Origin of the sequence: Microcella humidisoli (assembly GCF_024362325.1) — a bacterium.
In the GTDB taxonomy this organism is placed as follows: Bacteria; Actinomycetota; Actinomycetes; order Actinomycetales; family Microbacteriaceae; genus Microcella; species Microcella humidisoli.
In genome coordinates this window covers 2,097,687-2,117,891 of the sequence record NZ_CP101497.1, presented here as the reverse complement: position 1 = coordinate 2,117,891, position 20,205 = coordinate 2,097,687, and the positions used below count along the sequence as shown (strand labels likewise).

At 71.4% G+C, this 20,205-nt stretch carries 25 protein-coding genes; 8 read left to right on the top strand and 17 right to left on the bottom strand.

All coding sequences use genetic code 11. The features are described 5' to 3' along the window. The first annotated feature begins 19 nt into the window (after positions 1 to 19). A complete protein-coding gene (locus NNL39_RS10295) occupies positions 20 to 445 on the top strand; it encodes an OsmC family peroxiredoxin (protein WP_255159194.1) in 426 nt (141 codons plus the stop codon). Beyond that, positions 445 to 1,374: a TIGR01777 family oxidoreductase gene (locus tag NNL39_RS10290; protein WP_322972912.1), complete on the top strand. Its 930-nt coding sequence runs from the start codon at positions 445 to 447 to the stop codon at positions 1,372 to 1,374. Before NNL39_RS10295 ends, NNL39_RS10290 begins: the two co-directional genes overlap by 1 nt. Here NNL39_RS10290 and NNL39_RS10285 read toward each other — a convergent pair. Both NNL39_RS10285 and dapB read right to left on the bottom strand, forming a co-directional pair. Next, positions 1,371 to 1,847 carry a hypothetical protein gene (locus NNL39_RS10285; RefSeq protein ID WP_255159193.1) on the bottom strand — a complete coding sequence of 159 codons (477 nt, stop codon included), beginning with the start codon at positions 1,845 to 1,847 and terminating at the stop codon, positions 1,371 to 1,373. The genes NNL39_RS10290 and NNL39_RS10285 overlap by 4 nt on opposite strands. After that, on the bottom strand, positions 1,844 to 2,653 hold the full coding sequence (gene dapB, locus NNL39_RS10280; protein ID WP_255159192.1) for a 4-hydroxy-tetrahydrodipicolinate reductase: 810 nt from the start codon (positions 2,651 to 2,653) through the stop codon (positions 1,844 to 1,846). Before dapB ends, NNL39_RS10285 begins: the two co-directional genes overlap by 4 nt. Before the next feature lie 44 nt (positions 2,654 to 2,697). Between dapB and NNL39_RS10275 the strand changes: the two genes are divergently transcribed. Continuing rightward, entirely contained in the window at positions 2,698 to 3,183 is a 486-nt protein-coding gene (locus NNL39_RS10275) for a GNAT family N-acetyltransferase (protein WP_255159191.1), read from the top strand. Between the two features lie 10 nt (positions 3,184 to 3,193). Here NNL39_RS10275 and NNL39_RS10270 read toward each other — a convergent pair whose 3' ends face one another. The 4 genes from NNL39_RS10270 to NNL39_RS10255 are packed head-to-tail and all read right to left on the bottom strand — an operon-like array spanning position 3,194 to position 5,845. Further along, entirely contained in the window at positions 3,194 to 3,529 is a 336-nt protein-coding gene (locus tag NNL39_RS10270; RefSeq protein ID WP_255159190.1) for a hypothetical protein, read from the bottom strand. Between the two features lie 50 nt (positions 3,530 to 3,579). Next, positions 3,580 to 3,849 (bottom strand): metal-sensitive transcriptional regulator, encoded by a 270-nt coding sequence (locus NNL39_RS10265; protein WP_255159189.1) that lies wholly within the window; start codon positions 3,847 to 3,849, stop codon positions 3,580 to 3,582. After that, a complete protein-coding gene (locus tag NNL39_RS10260) occupies positions 3,846 to 4,163 on the bottom strand; it encodes a rhodanese-like domain-containing protein (RefSeq protein ID WP_255159188.1) in 318 nt (105 codons plus the stop codon). The genes NNL39_RS10265 and NNL39_RS10260 overlap by 4 nt, the downstream gene beginning before the upstream one ends. 32 nt (positions 4,164 to 4,195) lie before the next feature. Next, positions 4,196 to 5,845 carry an FAD-dependent oxidoreductase gene (locus NNL39_RS10255; protein ID WP_255159187.1) on the bottom strand — a complete coding sequence of 550 codons (1,650 nt, stop codon included), beginning with the start codon at positions 5,843 to 5,845 and terminating at the stop codon, positions 4,196 to 4,198. An 89-nt stretch (positions 5,846 to 5,934) separates the two neighbouring features. On the opposite strand from NNL39_RS10255, the gene NNL39_RS10250 reads away from it, so the two are divergent. After that, a complete protein-coding gene (locus tag NNL39_RS10250) occupies positions 5,935 to 6,843 on the top strand; it encodes an oxygenase MpaB family protein (RefSeq protein ID WP_255159186.1) in 909 nt (302 codons plus the stop codon). Here NNL39_RS10250 and NNL39_RS10245 read toward each other — a convergent pair. Then, positions 6,840 to 7,442, bottom strand: coding sequence for a histidine phosphatase family protein (locus tag NNL39_RS10245; protein WP_255159185.1), 603 nt, complete (start codon positions 7,440 to 7,442; stop codon positions 6,840 to 6,842). The two genes, NNL39_RS10250 and NNL39_RS10245, sit on opposite strands and share 4 nt — an antisense overlap. A 174-nt stretch (positions 7,443 to 7,616) precedes the next feature. Here NNL39_RS10245 and NNL39_RS10240 point away from each other — a divergent pair, with 174 nt between their 5' ends. After that, complete coding sequence (locus NNL39_RS10240) at positions 7,617 to 8,216, top strand: TetR/AcrR family transcriptional regulator (protein WP_255159184.1); 600 nt, start codon at positions 7,617 to 7,619, stop codon at positions 8,214 to 8,216. 27 nt (positions 8,217 to 8,243) lie between these two features. Here the strand turns inward: NNL39_RS10240 and NNL39_RS10235 are convergent, their stop codons facing one another. Together NNL39_RS10235 and NNL39_RS10230 are read right to left on the bottom strand one after the other, a co-directional pair. Then, positions 8,244 to 9,242, bottom strand: coding sequence for an aldo/keto reductase (locus NNL39_RS10235; protein WP_255159183.1), 999 nt, complete (start codon positions 9,240 to 9,242; stop codon positions 8,244 to 8,246). 207 nt (positions 9,243 to 9,449) lie between these two features. Next, positions 9,450 to 10,475, bottom strand: a complete 1,026-nt coding sequence (locus tag NNL39_RS10230; RefSeq protein ID WP_322972911.1) for a bacteriorhodopsin — start codon at positions 10,473 to 10,475, stop codon at positions 9,450 to 9,452. On the opposite strand from NNL39_RS10230, the gene NNL39_RS10225 reads away from it, so the two are divergent. From NNL39_RS10225 to NNL39_RS10215, 3 genes are read left to right on the top strand one after another with little or no spacing between them, the layout of a single operon-like run. Beyond that, a complete protein-coding gene (locus tag NNL39_RS10225) occupies positions 10,435 to 11,163 on the top strand; it encodes a TetR/AcrR family transcriptional regulator (RefSeq protein ID WP_255159181.1) in 729 nt (242 codons plus the stop codon). The two genes, NNL39_RS10230 and NNL39_RS10225, sit on opposite strands and share 41 nt — an antisense overlap. 41 nt (positions 11,164 to 11,204) lie before the next feature. Further along, complete coding sequence (locus tag NNL39_RS10220; RefSeq protein ID WP_255159180.1) at positions 11,205 to 12,146, top strand: ABC transporter ATP-binding protein; 942 nt, start codon at positions 11,205 to 11,207, stop codon at positions 12,144 to 12,146. Continuing rightward, a complete protein-coding gene (locus NNL39_RS10215) occupies positions 12,143 to 12,970 on the top strand; it encodes an ABC transporter permease subunit (protein ID WP_255159179.1) in 828 nt (275 codons plus the stop codon). The genes NNL39_RS10220 and NNL39_RS10215 overlap by 4 nt, the downstream gene beginning before the upstream one ends. Positions 12,971 to 13,064: 94 nt before the next feature. Here NNL39_RS10215 and NNL39_RS10210 read toward each other — a convergent pair whose 3' ends face one another. The 8 genes from NNL39_RS10210 to NNL39_RS10175 form a co-directional block, all read right to left on the bottom strand. Further along, a complete protein-coding gene (locus tag NNL39_RS10210) occupies positions 13,065 to 15,332 on the bottom strand; it encodes a polyribonucleotide nucleotidyltransferase (protein WP_255159178.1) in 2,268 nt (755 codons plus the stop codon). A gap of 270 nt (positions 15,333 to 15,602) precedes the next feature. Next, entirely contained in the window at positions 15,603 to 16,112 is a 510-nt protein-coding gene (locus NNL39_RS10205; protein ID WP_255159177.1) for a hypothetical protein, read from the bottom strand. Then, positions 16,109 to 16,807, bottom strand: a complete 699-nt coding sequence (locus tag NNL39_RS10200; RefSeq protein ID WP_255159176.1) for a hypothetical protein — start codon at positions 16,805 to 16,807, stop codon at positions 16,109 to 16,111. The genes NNL39_RS10205 and NNL39_RS10200 overlap by 4 nt, the downstream gene beginning before the upstream one ends. Continuing rightward, positions 16,804 to 17,556 (bottom strand): hypothetical protein, encoded by a 753-nt coding sequence (locus NNL39_RS10195; RefSeq protein WP_255159175.1) that lies wholly within the window; start codon positions 17,554 to 17,556, stop codon positions 16,804 to 16,806. The genes NNL39_RS10200 and NNL39_RS10195 overlap by 4 nt, the downstream gene beginning before the upstream one ends. Continuing rightward, positions 17,553 to 18,290: a hypothetical protein gene (locus NNL39_RS10190; protein WP_255159174.1), complete on the bottom strand. Its 738-nt coding sequence runs from the start codon at positions 18,288 to 18,290 to the stop codon at positions 17,553 to 17,555. The genes NNL39_RS10195 and NNL39_RS10190 overlap by 4 nt, the downstream gene beginning before the upstream one ends. Beyond that, complete coding sequence (locus tag NNL39_RS10185) at positions 18,287 to 18,973, bottom strand: hypothetical protein (protein ID WP_255159173.1); 687 nt, start codon at positions 18,971 to 18,973, stop codon at positions 18,287 to 18,289. Before NNL39_RS10185 ends, NNL39_RS10190 begins: the two co-directional genes overlap by 4 nt. 141 nt (positions 18,974 to 19,114) lie before the next feature. After that, a complete protein-coding gene (gene rpsO, locus NNL39_RS10180; RefSeq protein WP_255159172.1) occupies positions 19,115 to 19,384 on the bottom strand; it encodes a 30S ribosomal protein S15 in 270 nt (89 codons plus the stop codon). Between the two features lie 86 nt (positions 19,385 to 19,470). Beyond that, on the bottom strand, positions 19,471 to 20,190 hold the full coding sequence (locus tag NNL39_RS10175) for a lysoplasmalogenase (protein WP_255159171.1): 720 nt from the start codon (positions 20,188 to 20,190) through the stop codon (positions 19,471 to 19,473). Between the last annotated feature and the right edge of the window lie 15 nt (positions 20,191 to 20,205).

Here is a 20,205-nt window from a genome sequence, read left to right as displayed (position 1 = left end):
AGTCGTCAGGAGCACTGCCATGGCCGTCACCAGCGAAGCAACCACTCTGTGGTTCGGATCCCTGCTCGAAGGCTCGGGAACGACCTCTCTCGACTCGTCGGATGCGGGCGAGTTCCCCGTCACGTGGGCCGCGCGCTCGGAGGGCGTCGCGGGGCGCACGAACCCCGAAGAGCTGCTGGGCGCGGCGCACTCCGCCTGCTACTCGATGGCGCTCTCGAACGCGCTCAGCAAGGCCGGACACGCCCCCGAGAGCCTGCAGGTCACCGCCGCCGTCACGTTCGTGCCCGGTGAGGGCATCACGGGCAGTCACCTGCTCGTGAGCGCGAAGGTTCCGGGCCTCACGGCCGAGCAGTTCCAGGGCTTCGCCGAGGACGCCAAGACCGGCTGCCCGGTGTCGCAGGCGCTCGCGGGCGTCGCCATCACGCTCGAAGCATCGCTCGCCTAGTGGCCGCCCCGGCACCGATGCGCGTGCTCATCGCCGGCGCTTCCGGCATGATCGGCACCGAACTGCAGCGTCAACTGCGCGCCGACGGGCACACCGTGCTCACGCTCGTGCGGCGAGCGCCGCGCTCCGAGACCGAGTTCGCGTGGGCCCCTGACGCCCGCGTGCTCGACTTCCGGGTGTTCGAGCAGGCGGACGCCGTGGTGAACCTCTCCGGGGCCTCCATCTCGCGGATCCCGTGGACGCGCCGCTATCAGAAGCAGATTCTCGACTCGCGCGTTCGCGCGACGCGCGCGCTCGCCGAGGGCATGACGATGGCGAGCACTCCCCCGCGGGTGTTCCTGAGCGGGTCGGCCGTCGGCTATTACGGCGACCGCCCCGCGGTGCGCTTGACCGAGGATGCGAGCAAGGGCGAGGGCTTCCTGAGCGACGTCGTCGCCGCCTGGGAGGAGGCCGCGGGCCTCGCGCCCGAGGCGACGCGCACGGTGCTGCTGCGAACGGGCCTCGTGGTCGGCCGCGGGGGCGCGATGACTCCCTTGCGCCTGCTCACCGCGCTCGGTGCGGCGGCGCGCATCGGTTCGGGCGGCCAGCATTGGCCGTGGATCAGCCTTTATGACGAGGCGGCGGCGATCCGCCACCTGCTCACGTCGAACCTGCGCGGACCGGTCAACCTCGCTGGCCCCACCCCCGCGACGAGCGACCGCATCACGCGCGCCCTCGCCGCGGCGATGCACCGCTGGCACCTGTTCACCCTGCCCGAAGGCCTCATCAGCCTCATGATGGGCGAAGCCGGTCGCGAGCTGCTGCTCGCGAGCCAGAAGCAGATCCCGTCGAAGCTGCTCGCCGACGGCTTCTCGTTCCGTCACGAGACGGTCGAGCAGGCCATCGACGAGCTCGTGCGGCCGACCCCGGTCGAGGTCGCGAGCGTCTAGCGCGCAGACGCCCCTGGCGGGATGGCGGGCGGCGCAGCACGCTCGAGACGCATCGCCTCGCGCATGGCCCACCGCGCCCGGCGCCGATCGCGGCTGCCGTCGTAGGCGAGCGCAAGGCGGAACCAGCGCTGCCACGATTCGGGATGCTGCTGCACCTCGAGCGCGTACCGCGCGAAGATCGCGTCGGCCGCTTCGCGCTCGACCCGGCCGCTCACGCGCGCGGGCAGCTCGTCGTCGGGTAGCCCGCCCTCCGCCTCCAGCCGGCGCGCGAGCGCTTCGGCGCGGAAGCCGAACCGCAGCTCGACGACGAGGGCCCAGAACCCCAGCAGCGGGAAGACGACGAGCGCCCACCCCATGCCCTGCACGATCGGCAGCGGATCGCCGATGAGCCGCAGCGCATAGCCGAGCACCACGACGAGGTAGAGGCCGAGCAAAGCGGCCATGCCGAAGACGGCCCAGCGGGCGCGGGTCATTCGGCGTCGGCCCCGGCCGGATCAGCAGCTGCAGCGTCGGCGGCAGCGGCGGCGGCCGCAGGGCTGGCCCCCGACCCACTCAGCCCGATGAGGGCGTCGAGGCCGACGACGAGCCCCGTGATCTCGAGCGCCGCCCGCAGACCGAGCAGGATGCCGGCCTCGTACGAGCTCGGCGAGAGCGTCTCGTGCGTGATCGTCAGCACCTCGCCCGTGCCGCCGAAGTGCACGTCCTGCCGCGCGACGGCGCCCTGCAGGCGCAGCGAGTGGATGGGCACGCTCGCGACCTGCTGCCCGCGGGCCCGCTGGTCGGTGTGCGGGGCGACGACGGGGCCCAGCTCGGCACGAGCGTGCCCGATGAGCTCGGCGGTGCGCACGGCCGTGCCCGAGGGCGAGTCGACTTTGGCGGCGTGGTGGGTCTCGACGATCTCGATCGACTCGAAGTAGCGGGCGGCGATGGTCGAGAGGTGCGTCGCGAGTACGCTGCCGACCGAGAAGTTCGGGATCACGATGACCCCCGCATCCGGATGCGACTGCAGCAGGGTGCGCAGGGTGCGCAGGCGGTCCTCGCTCCAGCCGCTCGTGCCGACGAGCACCTTGAGGCCGGCGCGCACGGCGTGGTCGACGACCGTCGGCGAGACGCCAGGGGCCGTGACATCGAGCACGACATCGGCCCCGAGCATCTCGCCGAGGTCGGAGCGCGAGTCGAGCCGCGCGACGAGCGCGAGATCAGACTGCTGCTCGATGAGCGTGCACGCGAGCGACCCGAGTCGTCCGCTCGCACCGACGACGGCGACCCGAGTGACCATGGCGCCCAGTCTACGGCGGGCGAGCCCTCGCCTAGGCTGAGCCCATGGTCACCTGGCGCACCGCCCTGCCGAGCGATGAGCCCGCTCGAATCCTGCTCGACCAGTACTTCGCCGCGCGGGCGCACGGCTTCCCTGCCGGGCCGGACGCGTACCGCCGCACCGTGCCCGACGACACCGAGTTCACGCCGCCCGCGGGCGTGTTCCTGCTCGTCGAGGGCGAGAACCTCTCGGGCGAGCCGGCCGATGTGGGCTGCGGCGGGGTGCGGCGCATCGCCGACGGGGCGCTCGGTCCGCGCTTCGAGGTCAAGCACCTCTGGGTGCAGCCGCACACTCGCCGATTGGGATACGGGCGCGCGCTCATGGACGAGCTCAGCCGACGGGCCCGCGAGCTGGGCGCCGCTGAGCTCGTGCTCGACACCAACGAGAGCCTCGACGCCGCGTCAGCGCTGTACCGCTCCCTCGGCTTCGCGCCGATCGCGCCGTACAACGACAACCCGAACGCGACGACCTGGCTGGGCCGCGTGCTCTGACCGCGTCCTGTCAGCCGGTTGTCACCTGGCCGACACTCATGACGAAGGCCAACCCGGCGAGCAGCACGGAGAAGGCGACGAGAACCCACCGCCGCGCAACCCACCCGAGCACGATCGTCAGAATGGCCGCGACGAGGGTGATGCGCGCATCGCGCGACCACTCGGCGGCCTCGCCGATACTCACCGCTCCCGCGCCGAGCGCCGAGCCGACGCCCCAGGCGACGGCCGTGAGAACCAGTTGCAGTGCCACCAACAGAGCGATGACGAAGATCAGCCACCCGAGAATCGCGCAGAGCCGCTGCCACTCCGGAGCCGATGCATCCTGCCCAACCGGTGCATTGCTCACGTTCAGAGCCTAGCACCCTGGTGTGAGACCGCTGCTCGTCGGGTTCGTCGTCAGGCGAGGCTGAGGAAGAGCTTCTCGAGGTCGGCGACCTCGACGGGGTCGCCGCCGTTCTCGCCGTCGCGCAGGCACTCCTTGAGCGCCGAGGCGATGATGGCGAATCCGGCGCGATCAATGGCGCTGGATGCTGCGCTCAACTGCGTGACGATGTCACGGCAGTCCCGGCCGTCCTCGATCATCGTGAGCACCGCGCCGAGCTGCCCCTGAGCACGGCGCAGCCGGTTCGCGATTTTCTTGGCCTCGTCGGCGGGAATCGTCGTCATCGGTCGTCTCCTGTCGCGTAATCGAGGCCGCGCTGCACCCACGCCGAGGTGCCGCCCGCCACCGAGACGGCGTCGAAGCCCTGGGCGTTGAGGAAGTCGGCGGCGCGCAGGCTGCGTGCCCCGGAGTGGCAGATGATGTAGACGGTCTCATCGCGCGGCAGGGCATCCAGCGCATCGGGGATCGTGCCGAGGGGGACGAGACGCACACCGGGAACGTGGGCGGCGATGTACTCGTCGACCTCGCGCACGTCGATGACGGTCGCACCGCGCTCGCGCTCGAGCACGAGCTGGTCGACGGTGATCTCGTCAGCCATGGGGACTCCTTCGGATCGGGTGGTGCGGGTGGTCACGCGGCGACGAGGGTCGGCGCGAGGGCCGCGGTTCCGGCCCACCACGTCGTGTAGCCGCCGTCGAGATTGGCCACCGTCACACCGTACTGCCGCAGGAGCGCCGCGGCGGTGTGCCCGCGCTGGCCCACCTTGCAGGTGACGATGACGCGTTCGCCGCGCAGCCGTTCTGCGTGGTCGCGCAGCTCGTCGAGCGTGATGAGCTCGCTGCCGGGGATCGCGCCGAGAGCGTTCTCGCCCGGCGTGCGCACGTCGATCAGTCGCCACCCCTCGGCCTGCTTGCCGGCGACCTCGTGCCACTGCACTGTCAGCTCCCCCTCGATGAGATTGTCATCGACGTAGCCGAGCATGTTGACGGGGTCTTTCGCCGAGCCGAACTGGGGCGCGTACGCGAGCTCGAGGTCGGCGAGACCCCGGGCCGGAATACCACCGGCCATCGCCGTGGCGATGACGTCGATGCGCTTCTCGGCGCCGCCCCCGATGGCTTGGGCGCCGAGGATGGCGTCGGTATCGGCGTCGACCACGAGCTTGAGGGCGAGCTGCTCGGCACCCGGGTAGTAGCCGGCGTGGTTCGTGGGGTGCGTGTGGATGACGCGGATCGCCCGCCCCTCCTCGCGCAGCTCCCGCTCGGTGCGGCCGACGGCCGCGGCGGTCAGGCCGAACACGCCGATGACCGCGGTGCCGAGTGCGGGCACGGCGGCATGCGGACGACCGGCGATGACATCGGCCGCGAGCCGCCCATGCCGGTTCGCGAGGCCCGCGAGCCAGACCGGCGAGGGGTCGCCGTCGAAGCGGTGCTTCACGACGGCGTCGCCGACGGCGAAGATCGCGGGGTCGGAGGTGCGCTGCTCGTCGTCGACGACGATGGAGCCGCTCGCGTCGAGCTCGAGGCCCGCATGGCGGGCGAGGCCGCTCTCGGGGCGCACCCCGACCGAGAGCACGACGAGGTCGGCCGGAAGGGTCGCGGCACCGCCGTCGAGCACGACGTGATCGTTCGCGATGCCGGTCAGGGTCGTGCCCAGGTGCAGCTCGACGCCGTTCGCGCGCAGGCGCTGCGCCACGATGTGCGCCATCTCGACGTCGAAGGGACGCAGCACGTGCGGCATCGATTGCACGACCGCGACGTCGAGGCCGCGGTGGCGCAGGTTCTCGGCGAGTTCGAGGCCGATGAAGCCCGCCCCCGCGATGACCGCACGGCGCGCGTGCTGAGCCGCTGCGATGATGCGATCCATGTCGGCGATGTCGCGCAGCACGAGGCCGAGGTCAACCCCGGGGATATCAGGGCGCACGGGTGCCGCGCCGGGGCTGAGGATGAGGGCGTCGTACCCGATCGACTGCTCGGCGCCCGTCGTGAGGTCGCGCGCGAGCACGGTGCGGGCATCCCGATCGATCGCGACCGCCTCGGTGCGCACGCGCACGTCGAGGGCGAATCGGGCACCGAGCGATGCCGGAGTCTGCAGGATGAGCGACTCGCGATCGGCGATGACGCCGCCCACGTGATAGGGCAGGCCGCAGTTGGCGAACGAGACGTGCTCGCCGCGCTCGAGCACGATGATGCGGGCGCGCTCGTCGAGGCGGCGCAGGCGCGTGGCCGCCGACATGCCGCCAGCGACACCGCCGACGATGACGAAGGTTCGAGGGGAGGTCATGCCCTCATTGTATACCCCCTGGGGTATTTGGGCGACCGCTCCCAGCGGTCTCCCGAATCGCGCACAGCGCCGTGTGCGACAGTCGCATCATGCAGCGACCCGCCCTTCTCTCGCGCGCCCGGGCGCGGATCCTCGTGATGTTCTCGGGCGACCCTGACGGCACCCCCGCGTGGGTGCGCGCGCTCGAGACGGGCGACGACGAGGGGTACTTCGGGCCGGGCTCCGCGGTGTGGGAGGTGCACAGCGGGATCCCGACGGTCGTGGCGGGCATCCGGGCGCTGCTCATGCAGACGCTGCACCCCGGCGCCATGGCCGGCGTGCACGACCACTCGCGCTATCGGGAGGACCCGCTCGGCCGGCTCTCGGGCACCGTGCGCTGGGTGCTCACCACGACCTTCGCCGACCGCGCCCAGGCGGCCGCCGGATGCGCCTGGGTGGCGCGCTTGCACGACAGCGTGCGGGGCGACTACGCCGACGCAGACGGCACCATGCGGCCGTACACCGCGGGCGATGCCGATCTCGTCGGCTGGGTGCACTGCGTCTTCGCCGACGCGTTCATCGGCAGTCACGAGACGTGGGGCGGGCCCGTGCCGGGAGGCTCCGACCAGTACGTGCGCGAGTGGGCGACGGCGGGCGAGCTCATGGGCATGGTCGATCCGCCGCGCAGCCGCGCCGAGCTCGACGCGGCGATCGCCTCGTACCTGCCCGTGCTGCGGCGCGATGCCCGCGTCGACGAGGCCGTGCGCTGGCTGCGCCGCCCTCCCCTGGGGCGCGGAGTGGGCCCGGCCTATCGCGTGCTGTTCGCGGGAGCCGTCGCCTCGCTGCCCGACCAGTACCGCGAGCTGCTCGGGCTTCGACGCCCGCGGTGGCCCGCCATCGCCCTCACCGGGCTGGCCCTGCGATGGATGCGCCTGCTGCTGGGCTCGGAATCATCGAGCCTGCACTTCACGCGCCGTCGGCTCGAGCGACTCGCGACCGACCGGCAGCCCTCCGTCTAGAAGGGCTGGTCGACCGGGAGCCCCGTGCGCAGCTCGGCCGGCAGATGCCCGAGGTCGTTGTGGGTGACGAGCACGGGTGGCTTCGCCGTGCGCACGCGGATGATGGTCAGCCCGCAATTGGCCTGATTGACGCCCATCCATCGCCATGCCGGCGCCCCGAACACTTCGCGCACGAACCAGGCGATCACGAAGTTGTGCGTGATGAGCAGGTCGTGGCGGTCGTCGCGCGACGGCGAGAGCCATTCGGCCGTGGCGTCGGCCATCTGCGCCTCCCCCGCCGAGATCTCCTCGGGAGTGATGCCCCCGAAGAACGGCTCGAACGCGTGCGGCATCTCGGGCGAGGGGCCGGCGGGGATGCAGTCCATGAGCAGGGCCGACAGCTCGGGCTCGACGGCCGGCATGCGCTCGGTCATGAGGCGGGCGGTCTCGACGGCGCGCTGCAGCGGCGAGGTGTGCACGCTCGCGAAGGGCACCCCGCTCAGGCGCTCGGCGATGGCGCGGGCTTGCCGCTGACCACGGCCGCTCAACGGGCCATCGGGGAGGCCGTGCTCCGCATCCTGCTGCTCGCCATGACGGACGAGATAGACGTACCGCGACACGACACCACTCCCCTTGCTCGACCCGCATGAGCCTAGGCCATGGGGACGACGCGCCCCGGATGGGGGACAGACGGAAGGACAGACAGGGCTGTCTGTCCCCTGGTAGAGTGGCCCCACCGGATGCAGAGCACGTCGCCCGACGACCGCCGAGCACCGCATCGAGCAGGAGCAGCAGTGCCGGTTGCACCCCCCGTCGATACGCGTCGCCGCATGCCGCCCGCGAAGCTGCGCATTCTCGAAGCCGCGACCCAGCTCTTCTCGAGCGAGGGAATCCGGGCAGTCGGCGTCGATCGGCTGATCCAGCAGTCGTCGGTCACCAAAGCGACCTTCTACAAGCACTTCGGATCGAAGGAGCGCCTCATCCGCGACTACCTGACGACCGCCTCCGAGCACGAGCTCGCCCAGCTCGACCAGCTCATCCGGACGCAGGAGTCGCCGCACGCGGCCCTGCTCGCCATCGCCGATGCCGTGCACGCCGTTCTGCACGCCGAGACGTTCCAGGGCTCGCTGTTCATCAAGGCCGCCGCGGAGTTTCCCGACCAGCGCGACGCCGTGCGCTCGATCATCGCCGAGCACCACGAGGCCATCGCGAGCCGCATCACCGACCTGCTGCACCATGTCGGGCACCCCCTGCCGGGCGAGGCCGCCGACCAGCTCATGGTGGCCTACGTCGGAGCGCTGTCGTGGGGCCACGTCGGCGACCCGGTGGGCGCCTCGGTGGCGTTCCGCCGCACCGTCGAGCGCGTGCTCGCCGAACTGCCCATCGCCGCCTGAGCCGCCGCGACGGGACTCAGTCGCGCGTCACTCGCTGACGCGGTCGAGCTCGGTGAGCTGGTGCCGCGAGAGCGCCGTGCGCGGCGCGGCCATGATCGCCTCGAGCTGATCAGGGTTGCTCACCGAGACCACCGGGGCGATCACCCGCGGTCGACTCAGCAACCAGGAGAGCGCGACCGTCGCGACGCTCGTGCCCGTCTCCTCCGCGACCCGGTCGAGCGCACCGACGATGCGCAGCCCGCGCCGGTTCAGGTAGCGCGAGGCCTCGGCGCCGCGGCGCTCGCGCTCGAGATCGGCACGCGAGCGGTACTTGCCCGTGAGGAACCCCGCCGCGAGCGCGAACCGCGGCAGCACGCCGAGGTCGAGCTGCCCGGCGACGCGCGCAAGATCACCCTCGTACTCGTCGCGGTGCACGAGGTTGTAGTGCTTCTGCAGGGCCACCATGTGGGCGACCCCGAGCTGGCCCGAGGCGATGCGCGCCTCGAGCAGACGATCGCCCGTGTGGTCGCTGCCGCCGAAGTACCGAACGTGACCCGCGCGGATGAGCTCGTCGACCGCGAGCAGGGTCTCGTCGAACGAGACCGTCGTGTCATCGATGTGCAGGAAGAGCACGTCGATGTGATCGACACGCAGCCGTCGCATCGAGGCCTCGACCGAGGCGCGCACGGCGGGGGCCGAGAGCCCCGGGTGATCGGGACTCTTGCCGACCTTGGTCGCGATCGTCACGGCGTCGCGATTGCGCCGCTCGCGCATCCAGTTGCCGATCATGATCTCGCTGCGCCCACCGGCGTACGAGTCGGCGGTGTCGATGAAGGTGCCGTCGAGCTCGACGAATCGGTCGAGGATGCGCGTCGTGGTCGGACCATCGGCCGTCCATCCGAAGACGGTGCCGCTGAGGGCGATCGGAAAGACCCGCAGGTCGCTCGTGCCGATTCGGCGCGGTACCGCGACGGGTGCCGTCACGAGCGCCGTGTCGCCCGCGCTGGCTGCACGAGCCTCAGCGCTGCGGGTCGCGGGGTCGTTCACGGGCGGGGTCTTCTCTCTGGGGCGACCGCTGGCGCGGGCGAGGGTGTGTGGGGCGAGCGTACTGCGTGAGCGCCGCTCAATCACGCTGCGGCGCGCGATCGTTATCGGGCCGTGTCACGGGCGCTGGTGCGCAGCGGCTGCCGAAACGACCGCGGCGCGGCCGCGCCCGCGAGGGGGCACGACCGCGCCGGGTCGAGAACGCTGGTGCTAGCTGCTCTGCTTGGCGGCACGCACCGCGATGAGGCCGAAGCCCACCTTGTTGAGCACGTCGGCGATGACGTAGATGATCGCCGCGATGCCGATGGCGAGGGCCGCGTCGCTGCCGCTGAGCTCGAGGAACTCCTGCGTCGCGGTGCCGATCGGGTAGATCGCCCAGCCGGCGATGACGAACCACTTCATCGTCGAGACGGCACGCTGCACGTGAGCGGGCGCGTCGGCACCGAGCTTGAGCGTGTAGACGACGTAGACGATGTAGAGCCACGCGGCCGACGAGATGACGAAGAAGACGATGTTGCCGATCGATCCCGGCACGCCGATCTCACCGAGGTAGCCGGTGACGATCATGACGATGTCGGCGATGATGAGCTTCGTCAGCAGGCCCTTCTTGAGCGCGCCGGCGATCGCCACGATGAGCGCGAACTCGACGAGCAGCAGGGGCGTCGTGAGCAGCCAGTCGATGTACCGCAGCGGCAGGGTCGCGTCGACATCGGCCGCCGTGATCTCGCCGCCGGGGAACTTGACGACGTCTTTCATGACGTAGTACATGATCGCGGCGATGAACGTGATGACCGCGGCGTAGGTCGCCACCGAGCGCAGCTCGGGCTTCAGGTCATTCCGTTCGAGGTAGAACCACAGGGTGCCGGCCGCCATGGCGACGAAACCGAGCATGAAAAACGCTTGGACGATCTGGAAGTCCACAATTCTCCTTCGAACCGTGTCAGGTCGGCAGCTGGTGGCCGCCGACGAGGGGGGTGAGTGGTAGTCGATTCGCAACTCTTCGCAAGAACCGGGGATCGGGACCCTGCACCGTCGAATTAAGCCTGACTGTACGCCCCTTGCCCGGTACCAGCCGCCGATACGGCCAAGATTCGCTGTGTGCTCGCTGATGAAACGCCGGGAATGCGAGCGGCGCTCGCGGAACGCCGCCGTTCCACGTTGACCGAATACTGAACGATCGTTTAGTCTGATGGTCGTGAGCAGCCTGCGCAGCGACGGCACAACGCGCGATCGCATCCGGGATGCCGCACTCGCCCTCTTCGGCACCCACGGCTTCGACGGCGCCTCGGTGCGCGACATCGCCGCTCGCGCGGGAGTCAGCCCCGCCCTCGTCATGCACCACTTCGGCTCGAAGGAAGCGCTGCGCACCGAGTGCGACGCGCACATCGTGGAGGAGGTGCTCGGCCGGAAGGAGGGCCTGCACGAAGCCGACCCCGGCGACCTCGCGTCGACGATGCAGCGCTGGCTCGCTGACGTCGACGCCCACCGTGCGAGCCTCGACTACCTCGCGCGGATGATCACCGACGGCTCCCCCGCGGGCGATCGGCTCTTCGACGACCTCGTGGCGCGCACGCGCACGATGCTCGCCCAGGGCGCCGCGAGCGGCATCATGCACGAGAGCGCCGACCCGCAGATGACAGCCGTCATCGTCGCGTCGCACGGGCTCATGCCGCTGCTGCTCGAACACCACCTCGGTCGCGCCATGGGCGAGACGGGCCTCAGCGCCGCGCTCGTGCGGCGCATGACCCTGCCGACCCTGGAGCTCTACACCCACGGTCTCTACCGCACCACGGCCATCCTCGACGCAGCCGAAGCCGCCTTGGCCGGCACGCTCGACACGAGCCGCGGCCCGCGCTCGGACAAGGGCGCGGGAGACCCGAATCAGGATCCGGACCCGCCGGCGACCCCGGCATCCGACCCCTGATCGGCGCCGCAGGGCGCCCCCTCCAACGAAAGGACCCGGGGATGAGATCCCTCGCCATCGAAACACGCGCGCTCACGAAGCGCTACGGCCGCCGCACGGCGCTGCACGGGATCGACCTCGCGGTCGAGCCCGGCCGCGTCGTCGGCGTCATCGGCCCCAACGGGGCGGGCAAGACCACGACCATGCGCGTGCTGCTCGACATCATCCGCCCGACGAGCGGTGAGGTGCGCGTGCTCGGGCTCGACCCGCGCACGGCGGGCCCCGCGCTGCGGCGACGCATCGGCTACCTGCCGGGCGAGCTCGCGCTCGAGGGCCGCGCGACAGCGCGCAGCCTGCTGCGGCACTACGCCGAGCTCAACGGCGGCGCCCCGCACGCGCGCATCGACGACCTCGCCGAGCGGCTGGGGCTCGAGCTGAGCCGACCGGTGCGGTCGCTCAGCAAGGGCAACAAGCAGAAGGTCGGCCTCGTGCAGGCCTTCGTGCACCGCCCCGACCTGCTCGTGCTCGACGAGCCGACGAGCGGGCTCGACCCGCTCGTGCAGCAGGAGTTCCTGGCCCTGGTGCGCGAAGCCCGCGACGCGGGGCAGACCGTGCTGCTGAGCTCGCACGTCATCAGCGAGGTGCAGCAGGCCGCCGACGACGTCGCCGTGCTGCGCGCCGGGCGCATCGTCGATGTGAGCACGGTCGACCGGTTGCGCGCGGCGGCACGCCGCTCGGTGCGCATCACCGTGCGGCCCGCCGATCGCAAGCGCCTGCTCGCCCGACTCGGCGAGGTGCCACGACTCGACGATCTCGTCGTCACCGAGGTCGACGGCACGACGGTCGTGCACGGCATGCTCGGCGACGGCGTCGCCGCCTTCGTCGCGGCGATCGCGGCGAGCGACCCGCTCGACCTCGTCGTGCAAGAGCCCGACCTCGAGAGCGCGGTGCTCGGCTTCTACGGCCCGGGTCGCGCCGAACCGGGCGAGGAGGCAGGACGATGAGCGCGGCGACGACCACGCGCGCGACGACACCGCGCCCGCTCCCGCTGCTGCGCCGCACCCTGGCCGACGGTTGGCGCGGCCTCCTCGGCTGGAGCCTCGGGCTCGCCGGCGTCGTCGGCATGTACCTGCCGCTCTACTCGACGATCGGCGGCAACCCCGAGTTTCTGGCCATCATCGAGAGCCTGCCGCCGGAGCTCGTCGCGGCCCTCAGCTACGACCAGATCACGACGGGCGCCGGCTACACCCAGGGCACGGTGCATGGCCTCATCGGGTTCGTGCTCGTCACGATCGCGGCCGTGTCCTGGGGTGCCGCGATCATCGCCGGCGACGAGGAGCGCGGCACACTCGAGATCGTGCTCGCGCACGGGGTCGGGCGCACGCAGCTCGTGCTCGAGCGCTTCGCCGCGATCGCCATGAAGCTCGTCGCACTCGCCGTGCTGCTCGCCCTCATGGTGCTCGCCCTCAACGATCCCGCCGCGCTCGAGCTCACGCTCGAGGGCATCGTGGCGGGATCGGTGGCGCTGCTGGGCCTCGGCCTCCTGACCGCGGCCGTCGGCACGATGACGGGTGCCCTCGTGGGGCGGAGGTCGATCGCCGTCGGCGCCGCCGCGGGAGTGGCCGTGCTCGGCTACGCGCTCAATGCGCTCGGCAACCAGAACCCCGACCTCGAGTGGCTGCACGCGCTCTCGCCGTACCACTGGGCGTTCGGGGCCGAACCCCTCGCGAACGGGCTCGACGCGACCCTCGGCCTTCTGTACGGGGTCGCCGCGGCCGCCGTGATCGTGGCGGTGCTGGCGTTCCGCCGGCGCGACGTCGCCGTCTGACGACAGGTAACGTCACCACCCGGCGCTGAACGACGGATGCCCGCCCTCCGAGTGGAGGGCGGGCATCAGGTCGTTCCGGCGGAAGGGGGAAGGACTAGCCGTCTTCGCCCTCGGCGGGAGCGTCGCCGCCCTCGCCCTCCGCGAGCACCGGGGCGAGCGAGAGCTTGCCGCGGTCGTCGGTCTTCGTGATCTCGACGAGGATCTTCTGACCCACCGAGAGCACGTCCTCGACGTTGTCGACGCGCTTGCCGCCGGCGAGCTTGCGCACCTCGCTGATGTGCAGCAGACCGTCTTTACCCGGCATGAGCGAGACGAAGGCGCCGAACGCGGCGAGCTTCACGACCGTGCCCAGGTACTGCTCGCCGACCTCGGGGTTGATCGGGTTCGCGATGGCGTTGACCTGCAGGCGAGCAGCCTCGGCCGAGGCGCCGTCGACGGCGCCGATGTAGACCGTGCCGTCCTCCTCGATCGAGATCTGCGCACCGGTCTCGTCCTGGATCGCGTTGATCGTCTTGCCCTTCGGGCCGATCAGCTCGCCGATCTTGTCGACGGGGATCTGCACGCTGATGACGCGCGGCGCGGTGGGCGCCATCTCGTCGGGCGCGTCGATCGCCTGGTTCATGACCGCGAGGATCGCCATGCGGGCGTCCTTCGCCTGGCCGAGCGCCTGCTGCAGCACCGACGAGGGGATGCCGTCGAGCTTCGTGTCGAGCTGGATGGCCGTGACGAACTCGCTCGTGCCGGCGACCTTGAAGTCCATGTCGCCGAGGGCATCTTCCGCACCGAGGATGTCGGTGAGGGCCGCGTAGCGGGTCTCACCATCCACCTGGTCGCTGATGAGGCCCATCGCGATGCCCGCGACGGGGGCCTTGAGGGGCACACCGGCGTTGAGCAGCGAGAGGGTCGACGCGCAGACCGAACCCATCGAGGTGGAGCCGTTCGAGCTCATGGCCTCGCTGACCTGGCGGATCGCGTAGGGGAACTCCTCGCGGCTCGGCAGCACCGGCACGAGGGCGCGCTCGGCGAGGAAGCCGTGCCCGATCTCGCGACGCTTGGGGCTGCCGACGCGGCCGGTCTCACCGGTCGAGTAGGGCGGGAAGTTGTAGTGGTGCAGGTAGCGCTTGCTCGTGACGGGGTTCAGCGAGTCGATCTGCTGCTCCATCTTGAGCATGTTGAGGGTCGTGACGCCGAGGATCTGCGTCTCGCCGCGCTGGAAGATGGCCGAGCCGTGCACGCGCGGGATGACCTGCACCTCGGCATCGAGCGCACGGATGTCGGCCAGACCGCGGCCGTCGATGCGAACGCCCTCGGTGAGCACGCGCGTGCGCATGATCTTCTTCGAGACCGACTTGTAGGCGGCACCGAAGTCCTTGAGCGCCTCCTCGGGCAGCGAGCCGTCGGCAACCTTCGCCTCGATGGCCGCCTTCGTGCGGGCCTTGAGGGCGTCGTCGGCCGTCTGACGCTCGACCTTGTCGGCGATCTGGTAGACCGCCGCGAGCTCGGCGTGCGCGATCTCGTCGACGGCGCTGTAGAGCTCGGGGCTGTAGGAGAGGAATACCGGGTAGTCCTGGATCTCCTTCGCCGACTGCGCGGCGAGCTCGAGCTGCGCCTTGGCGAGCTGCATGATGAAGGGCTTCGAGGCTTCGAGGCCCTGGGCCACGATCTCTTCGCTCGGCTTGACGGCGCCGCCCTGGATGAGGTTCCAGCTGCCCTCGGTGGCCTCGGCCTCGACCATGGTGATGGCCACGTCTTCCGCGCCATCCGCATTCGTGACGACACGGCCGGCGACGATGATGTCGAAGACCGCCTCGGCGAGCTGGCTGTGCTTCGGGAAGGCGACCCACTGGCCGCCACCGTTGTTGTCGGGCATGAGCGCGAGTCGCACCGAGGCGATCGGGCCACTGAACGGCAGGCCCGAGATCTGAGTCGAGGCGCTCGCCGCGTTGATGGCGAGGGCGTCGTAGAACTCGTCGGGCGCGATGCTCAGCACCGTGATGACGATCTGCACCTCGTTGCGCAGTCCCTCGATGAAGGTCGGGCGCAGCGGGCGGTCGATGAGGCGGCACACGAGGATGGCCTCGGTCGAGGGGCGGCCCTCGCGGCGGAAGAACGAGCCGGGGATCTTGCCCGCGGCGTACGCGCGCTCTTCGACGTCGACCGTCAGGGGGAAGAAGTCGAAGCCCTCGCGGGGGTGCTTGCCGGCGCTCGTCGCGCTCAGCAGCATCGTCTCTTCGTCGAGGTAGGCAGCGACGGCGCCCTGCGCCTGCTGCGCGAGACGGCCGGTCTCGAATCGGATGGTGCGCTTGCCGTACTTGCCGTTGTCGAGAACCGTCTCGGCGAACTTGATTTCAGGACCTTCCATTGAGGTCTGTCTCCTTACACGTCTGTGTTAACACATCTCTGCGCACGGCATCCCGAATGGATGCGCAGCGCAGCGCGCGGAGCAGGAGCGGGCAGGAAGGGACGTCGGCGATGTGCCGCCGGGTCTGCTCTGGCCAACAGTAGACATCCACCGTGTCGTCGACGCGTGCGCTGCGAGACGGGAGATCACCACCGGTGACCAGCTTCGAGCCGGCCTGCTCCGTGCGGTATTCACTTGAATGGCGCGAGGAATCGCGCCGTGCCAAGACTATCAGTCCGGCGTGTCGCGGCCTAGTGATCCGCCCGCTCGCGGCGCGCCGTCGCGGTCGACGACCGCGAGCCCGACCCGGTGCGCGAAGGCCTCGAGGTCGACGGGGTCGAGGTCGGGGCTCACCGGCACCGCGGGCCGATCGCCGTCGAGCAGCCAGTGCACGGGCCGGTCGCGGTCGTCGAGCCAGCGACCGAGCGCGAGTCCCTCGCGGCGCGGCACGACGCGCGCGCCGAGCGGATCGCGCACCACGATCGCCTCGCCGTCCGAGCGCAGCGAGGTGCGCCAGCGCATCGTGATCGCCGACACGCTCGTGGCGACGACCCCGAAGGCGGCGAGCACGAGCAGGCTGACGACGATGCGCGGGATGCCCGTGCCGACGGCATCGGCGAGCAGGCTCCACGCGCCGACGATCACCGCGGCGCTGCCGAGCACGAGGCGCCGCATCCAGCGCCCCGCCCGCGCGCGCACGACCCCCACCGGCCACGCGCCCGCGCCGGGCTCGGCGGTCATCGCGGGGCTCCGTCGATCGCGCGCTCGATGCGCTCGATGCGCTCGATGCGCTCGTCGACGAGCACCGAGCTCGGTGGGCAGAGGGCGGCGGCCTGCACGAGTGCGGAGGGGTCCAGGCCAAGCATCGCGTAGGGGCTCCACTCGCGACCCGTGCCGAGGTGCTCGATGTAGGCGACGCGGCTCGGCGGGCTCGGCACGGTGGCGCCGAGCCCCCGCAGGCATGGCAGCACCCGCTGCGTCGCATCCTGGTACCGCCACGCCGCTTCGACGACGCCCGCCGTCGTCTCTGCGCGCAGATCGGCGACGCCGTACTGGGCGTTGCAGCTCTCGATGGTCCAGCGGATGCGCTCGTACGATTCGCCGACGACGCCGAAGTAGTTGACCGAGAAACCGCCCTCGAGCCGCGTCACATCGACCTCGGGGTCGAGCCGCTCGATGCATCCCGTGACGACCGAGTCCCACTCGTCGAGCGCGACGACGCCCTGGAACTGCGGCAGGGGAAGCCCGAGCTCGTCGAGCCGCCCGCCCGATTCGGCCAGGAACGAGTCGAACCGCTCGCGCTCGACCGACTCGATCGCGGCCACGCGCTCGGCGACGACGTCGTCGACCGTGAGCGGCGCCGCGGGGGCGGTCGCGCACCCCGCGAGGGCGCCGATCGCGAGCACCAGGCTCGGGATGCCCGCACGCCGCCTCACGGCAGACCCCCTGTCTCATCCGCGCCCGTCAGGCCGCCTCCCGAGGGCCCGAACTCGATCGGGCGGATCTCGGCGGGCCCGAGCTGCACGAGCGTGCGGCCCGGGTCGGGGCACGCGAGCCGGATCTGCCGCGCGGTTCCCGGATCGACGTTGCGCAGCTCGGCCGCGAGCCACACGCTCTGGGTCGGACTGACCGAGCGACCGGCGGAGGTCGGGTAGATCGACGCATCGACAGCGGCGTCGAGGTCGGCGATGACGACCTCGGCCCCCCAGCGCCGGGCGCACTGCGGCAGGGCCACGGTGAGCTGGTGCCGCACCCACTCCTGCTCGATGGGCCCGCCGAAGGGGTAGAGGCCCGTCCACGGCACGAGCTGCACCGAGCAGCGCAACTGCGCCACCGGCAGCGCCCACGTGGGCTCCTTCGTCGGCCGCGGGGCGAGCGTGTAGATGCCGCTCTCCGAGATGGCGCCTGCCGTGCGGCCGAGGATGCCGTCCATGCAGGCCGCCACCTCGGCGAGCGCGCGGTCCTGCTCGACCCAGCGCTCGAACTCCAGCGGCGGGTACACGGCCTCGGGCCAGTCGCGTTCGATGTACTCCTCCGTCGCCGCCGCGGCGCGCAGCCAGGCCGAGGTCACCGTCACCGAGCGCTCGTCGCGCACGGCGTCGAGGCTCGGCACCGCCGGGGGCTCGGCGCAGCCGCTGAGCGCGAGCACGGCGAGCGCGGCGACGGCCGCGAGCGCGCGCCTCACGAGCCGTCCTCGGCGGAGGGTTCGCCACCCGGTTCGCCAATCGGTTCGCCAACCGGTTCGCCAATCGGTTCGCCAACCGGTTCGCCAACGGGCGAGATCGTCGAGAGCAGCACCGACGGGTGCGGGCAGAGCGCCTGCAGGCGGCGCAGGGCGGGCGCGTCGCCGCGCGCGGCCCGATAGGGATCCCACCCCGGGGTTGCGCCCCCCGAGAGGATGGCGAAGGGATCGTCGGGCAGGGGCTCGGCCGCGACGCCCTCGCGGCGCAAGCACGTCGGCAGGGCATCCCGCGCATAGGCCGTCACCCACGCGATCTCGATCGGTCCGGGATCACTGGCGCCGAGCCCGGGCGGGGGCAGGCGGCCCTGGCAGAGGTAGATGGCCGTCTCGACGTCGCGCAGCTCACCGGCTGTGCGCGGGGGCGGGCTCGACGTGATGCCCGCGTCGACGTCGACGACGACGTCGCGGCCCGCGGCTTCGCTCGCGCAGTTCTGGAAGGCCGTGGTCCAGACGCCCGGACCCAGCCACGCTTCGACGGTCGTCTCGGGCAGCAGAATGCCGGGCCAGCGATCGGTGAGGTATTCGGCATACGACGCGAGCAGGGCCTCGACGCGGGCCTCGGCGCGGTCGGCGCGCTCGGCGGCGACGGCGTCAAGGCCGAGCGATCCCCCGATCGGCGCGCAGCCGGTGAGCACGAGCCCGGTCGCGAGCGCGGCGGCGAGGATGCCCGGCCTCACGGCGCACCGTCCAGCACGGTCTCGGCCGCCGGGCAGAGCGCCTCGGCGCGCGTGCGGGCACCCGGGCCTTCACCGACGAGTGCGAAGGGGTCGTAGGCCGCCTCGGTGCGCCACCCGGCACGGAACCCCTCGCCGGTCGGCACGGGCGGCACCTCGTGCCCGCTCGCGAGCAGGCACGGTACGACGACGGCACGCGTGTAGTCGAGCGCCCAGGGCGCTTCGATGTCGCGCACCTCGTCGTCGAACCACGCCCGTACGGGGTAGAGCGACTGGCAGCGGTAGACGGCCACGTCGATCTCGAAGAGCTCGCGCGGGCCCGACACGCGCACGCCGCTGAAGTCGATCCGTTCGCCGCCGTCGGCGGGCTGCGCGCCCGGGAAGCCCTCCTCGCTCAGGCAGCGCGCCATCGTCGGCCCCCACGAGCTCGCGGCGACCCAGCGCTCGATGGCTTCCTCGGGCAAGGCGACGGGCCCCCACTTCTCGCGCAAGAACACCGCCGATCGTTCGAGCGTCTGGGCGTGCGCGGCGGCCGCAGCGGCATCGCGGTCGGCGAGCGTCTGCGCGAGCGCCGGGGCCGTCGGGGACGGCGCGGTGGAGCAGGCGGCAAGCAGCGCGGCGGCCGTGACTGCGAGGGCGAGCGCGACCGCGACCCGACCCGGGCGCGCGGCGTCGCGATCTCGCATGCCCACAGGGTGCCACGTCTGATGCCGCTTCGGCTGACAGCCGGCTTACAGCTGGAGGCGGCAGCGAAACCACGAAGGCCGCCCACCGATTGCTCGGGGGCGGCCTTCGCAGAAGAAGATCGCGGTGTTATCGACGCGGTGTTATCGACGCAGACCCAGGCGCTCGATCAGCGAGCGGTAGCGCTCGATGTCGACGTCGGCCAGGTAGCCCAGCAGACGACGGCGCTGACCGACGAGCAGAAGCAGGCCACGACGCGAGTGGTGGTCGTGCTTGTGCTCCTTCAGGTGCTCCGTGAGGTCTTTGATGCGACGCGTGAGCATCGCCACCTGAACCTCAGGGGATCCGGTGTCACCGGGGTGGGTTGCGTATTCGTCGATGATCGCCTTCTTGACGTCTGATTCCAGTGCCATAGAGGGACCCCCTTCTCTGCTCGTTGCGCGGCGCCCGGAGCAGGATGCTCGAGCTCTCTTTATCCGCGGCCGTTGGACGGCAACCTTCAGATACTACCAGGCTCTCCGCTCGCGCTCTGAGCGGGCACCAGCTGCCCCGCGTTCGCGAAACCCGCCGCCCGCCGAGCGACCGTGACGACCCCCGCGACGATGAGCCCCTGCCCAAGGCAGTACGCAAGCATGATGGCGAGGTCGAGGTCGAGCACCGAGAAGCCGGGCAGGAAGCGGTCGAGGGCGAGCAGCGTGTCGCTGACCAGGAAGACCACGGCGCCGACGGCCACGAGCGGGCGCGTGGCGAGCGCGCAGACGGCCGCGGCCCCGAGAACGAGGCCGTAGAGCGCAACCGGCACGAGCAGCCCGCCCAGCCAGAAGGCGAGCACGGCCACCATCGTGCTCCACCAGACGACCCCCAGGGAGACCGCCCAGCCCGGCACCCGGCGCGTGCGCAGCGGGCCGAGGTAGAGCGCGATGTACGCGAGGTGCGCAAGGCCGAAGGCGCCCATGCCGAGCAGGAACCCGATGTCGCCCGGGTTCTGCAGCAGCACGTCGCCGAGCCATGAGAACACGAGAGCGAGCCCACCCCAGAGCAGCAGCGGCGAGCGCCGCACCGGCAGGGCGAGCACGAGCGCCACGAGCAGCGCCGGCATGAGCAGGGGTTTCGTCGCGGCGACGAGCCCGGGTGGGCCTGCGGCGATCGCCACGAGGTGCACGACCGTGACGACGAGGTAGGGGGTGAACGCGGGCAGCGGGCGGAAGGTCGGGCGCACGAGGCACAGGCTACG